This is a genomic window from Wolbachia endosymbiont of Tuta absoluta, from assembly GCF_059414725.1.
In genome coordinates this window covers 1-3,650 of sequence record NZ_JBNRJY010000526.1, presented here as the reverse complement: position 1 = coordinate 3,650, position 3,650 = coordinate 1, and the positions used below count along the sequence as shown (strand labels likewise).

Here is a 3,650-nt window from a genome sequence, read left to right as displayed (position 1 = left end):
CTAAAATTCAGAAAATATCGAAAGAATCTGTCATAAATATTTTAGATGAATGACGCCAGACTTTGATATAGTAGCAAAAAATAACCCAGTAACAGAGGTTTTAAAAAAGAGTTTAATATTATTACGTGTTACTGATGGATCGATCTTACTATTTATAATGCCTTTTATTGTTTTTGCATTAATCTTTAGTAGTGTTAACAATCTTAAGCAGTCGGCTATAAAGTTTATATTGTTACTTATTATAACGATTTTCTTGTCGAATCTAGCTTCAAGTTTAATAGCTTATTCTGTTGGGCATTTCATCACACAAAACACTTATTCAATACAAGATATAACATATGAAGAAACAATTGTTCCTTTATGGTCATTTAGGATACCTGCATTGCTTTCTAATTTTTATGCCCTTGCTTGTGGATTTGTGTTAAGCATATTAGTGTCCACAATATTACCAAAAAAAAGCAAAGAGCTCTCGAACAAAATGTTAGATTTAACTCTCTTTATTTTGAAGACATTTTTGACGCCAATTATTCCAATGTTTGTACTTGGTCTTGCTTTAAAAATGGAACATGATCAGGTTTTACCCATAATATTTAAGGATTACTCAATAATTTTTATTATTATATCATCTGCAACCTACCTTTATGTTTTTCTCTTATATGGAGCAGCAAATTCGTTCAAGATCACAAGCTGGATAGCTAGTATAGGTAATATGATACCAGCATTTATTACTGCAATGAGCACAATGTCTAGTAATGCAGCTATGCCGCTTACTCTTGAAGGAAGCAAAAAAAATGTAAAGCAGCATGATATAGCATCGTCTGTTGTGCCAATAACCGCTAGCTTTCATTTAGTAGGTGATTGCTTTTTTATTATAATACTATCAATGATAATGACTTTTGGTGGTGCATTGTCTGCAACAGACTATGTGACTTTCCTTCTCTACTTTCTGTTATTTAAATTTGCTATTGTTGCAGTTCCAGCGGGAGGTATTATGGTAATGTTGCCCGTTCTTGAGAAGTATCTTAAATTCTCCCCAGAGATGCTTTCATTAATTACAGCATTGTATATAGTGTTTGACCCAATAATAACTTCAGCAAATGTTATGGGTAACGGTGCGTTCACTATGATGTTTACAAAGCTCTATGATAAGCTTAAGTGATGTCCATTCTAGCAATTAATACTGTAGGTGCTGGTAGTTCAATAGCAGTAATTGATTACGATGGTAATTGTTTTGTAGAACGCAATTCTGCAAACAATAGTCATGCAGAATCATTTTTTCAAATACTGAATACTTTGTTTGATAAGCATAATTACAGCTACGATAAAATAGACCATTTAGCAGTGATAGTTGGACCAGGAAGTTTTACTGGAATCAGAGTTGGTATATCAACTGCACAAGGTATAAATCTTGCTACAAATAAGCCGTTATATGGGGTTAGTGCCCTGGAAGCTCAAGCATATGCAATATCGCTACTTTGTACAAATAGCAAAAAAAATATTAAAGCTATAATCGAAGATGATCAAAAGTTTTATACGCAGTTATTTGATTTCAATTTGTTACCGCTATCAAATCCTGCTGTAGTAAGTGAACTCCAGCCTGAAACGCACTGCATTACATATATGGATTGCAGTTTACCAAAGTTGGATGCTAGCCATGCAGGGCTATTAGTCCGTTATAGACTAAAAAATAAACAAAAATTAAATGGAGTTGAGGCTCTATATTTAAATGAGCCTCAGTATATGAAATCGTTGCCTATTGCGTAAACACTATTAATTTGGCCAAGTTTGTACATCTGACTTACTATTTCTTCTGCTACTTCTTTTATACTCATATTTGAATTTTCTACCTCTATAGCATTTTGTGGTACAAATAAATCTTCCTCCCTAAATTTAATACTATTTATATTAGTAACCTTCCTATTTTTTCTTTGCTTTTTTGATATAGTACGCTCTTGTAATATCAATGGATTGCACCTAAGTACTATAGGGAGGATTTTTGTGCTCATTTTTTTACTAAGTTCTACTACTGAGTTATATATTCTTATGTTGTAATCATTATTTTTAATTAATTCATCAACAAATATATAATTTTTTGAGTCAATAGGATAGGCTTCTATTGCCTGAAACATAACATGTGTAGTGTTATATATTCTATCTCGAGCTTCTTTGGAAGTTTGATTATATTCAAGTCCACTTACAATTACTGCATTTATCATACTAGATAATACTATTGCTGTAGAAAGTTTACCACTTCCTGGAAGAACAGTGATATATATGAAAAATTTTGTTAGCTGTTTTTTTATCTCAACGTTTATCATATTATTTTTAATATTAAAACCTACAATTATAATAACATAAAAACAAGGCTTTAAAACATATGAAACATTACATAAAAAGTCGCTTTTATAGTTAAAATACTATGTAATCTAGAAATGTAAACTCTAATCACCTAAGGCAAGTAAAAGTGCTTAGTATTTTAACGTAGGTTCACCTTTTAGTTTGTAATAAACTTTTTTTTACGTATAAATCTTTAGAAAATTTTAGTCAAGAGCTATGTTATTAACAAATAGTGAGTTGAAAAGAGACCTAGTTAACGCCTATCAAATTTTATCTTATCTTAAATTAGATGATCATACGTATACTCATCTCTCTGTACGTTCTGAAGATAAAAAGTCATTTTATGTTTATCCGTTTGGTATACGTTTTTATGAAGTAGATGAAAGTTCATTGATGAAAGTATCGTTTGATGGGAATATAATTGAAGGCAAAGAATATCAATATAATAAAACTGGCTATGTAATCCATGGCTTCATTTATCAAGCAAGGAAAGATATTCAAGCAATTTTTCATCTACATACACCTTCTATTGTAGCAGTTTCTTCTCTCAAGGATGGATTACTCCCAATAAGTCAGTGGGCGCTGCACTTTTATAATAAGGTATCTTACCATGATTATAATTCCCTGGCACTTGATGATACAGAAGGAAAAAGATTAATAGCTGATTTGAAAGAAAATTTTGTGATGTTAATGCGCAATCATGGATCTATAACATGTGGTCAGACTATACAAGAAGCAATGTTTTATACGTATCACTTAGAACAAGCTTGTAAAACTCAATGCCTGATGCTAGCAATGAATAGGGAGTTGTCAATTCCAAGTGAAGAAATTTGCTCAAAAGCCGTAAAGGATCTTCTGTCTTTCGAAAGCAATCTTGGTGAGAGAGATTGGCACGCATGGGTTAGGTTGATTAAAGGTAAGTTATAAAAGTTTCTGACTCTTCGATAGATATTAGATTTCTTGCATAACCAGCCAGTCTGAAATCCAATAATGGTTTCACACGCTGTAATTCATGCAAGAAGTCTAATGTCTCCATCTCTACTTAAGTTAACACCCTTAACTAAGCAGATACAAGTAAATATAGCCCTTCCCATAATAGTCCAAAAAGGTCATAAGAAAGAAGAATCGACAGCATGACGAAAAGATTTGAATAAAGGAATGTTTTTTCTGGTTCTGTTTTTTATAGCAAACCAATAATGCTCAATTTTGTTGAAATCTGGAGAATATGGAGGAAGATATAAAATTTCTGCACCAACTCCTTTAGCAAATCTTATTAGACTTATGAAAAGTAGCATTATCAAGGATAACAGTTT

At 31.7% G+C, this 3,650-nt stretch carries 4 protein-coding genes and 1 pseudogene; 3 read left to right on the top strand and 2 right to left on the bottom strand.

Annotated features, from left to right (window positions below; all coding sequences use genetic code 11):
- The first annotated feature begins 49 nt into the window (after positions 1-49).
- Complete coding sequence (locus tag ACJ5GX_RS05795) at positions 50-1,159, top strand: cation:dicarboxylate symporter family transporter (protein WP_495292797.1); 1,110 nt, start codon at positions 50-52, stop codon at positions 1,157-1,159.
- Positions 1,159-1,764, top strand: a complete 606-nt coding sequence (tsaB, locus tag ACJ5GX_RS05790) for a tRNA (adenosine(37)-N6)-threonylcarbamoyltransferase complex dimerization subunit type 1 TsaB (protein ID WP_007302675.1) — start codon at positions 1,159-1,161, stop codon at positions 1,762-1,764. The genes ACJ5GX_RS05795 and tsaB overlap by 1 nt, the downstream gene beginning before the upstream one ends.
- Here the strand turns inward: tsaB and ACJ5GX_RS05785 are convergent.
- On the bottom strand, positions 1,734-2,318 hold the full coding sequence (locus tag ACJ5GX_RS05785; protein WP_179943889.1) for an adenylate kinase family protein: 585 nt from the start codon (positions 2,316-2,318) through the stop codon (positions 1,734-1,736). The two genes, tsaB and ACJ5GX_RS05785, sit on opposite strands and share 31 nt — an antisense overlap.
- Before the next feature lie 235 nt (positions 2,319-2,553).
- Between ACJ5GX_RS05785 and ACJ5GX_RS05780 the strand changes: the two genes are divergently transcribed.
- Positions 2,554-3,264 carry a class II aldolase/adducin family protein gene (locus tag ACJ5GX_RS05780; RefSeq protein ID WP_007302673.1) on the top strand — a complete coding sequence of 237 codons (711 nt, stop codon included), beginning with the start codon at positions 2,554-2,556 and terminating at the stop codon, positions 3,262-3,264.
- Between the two features lie 182 nt (positions 3,265-3,446).
- Here ACJ5GX_RS05780 and ACJ5GX_RS05775 read toward each other — a convergent pair.
- Positions 3,447-3,650, bottom strand: a pseudogene (locus ACJ5GX_RS05775) (transposase); the annotation flags it as partial.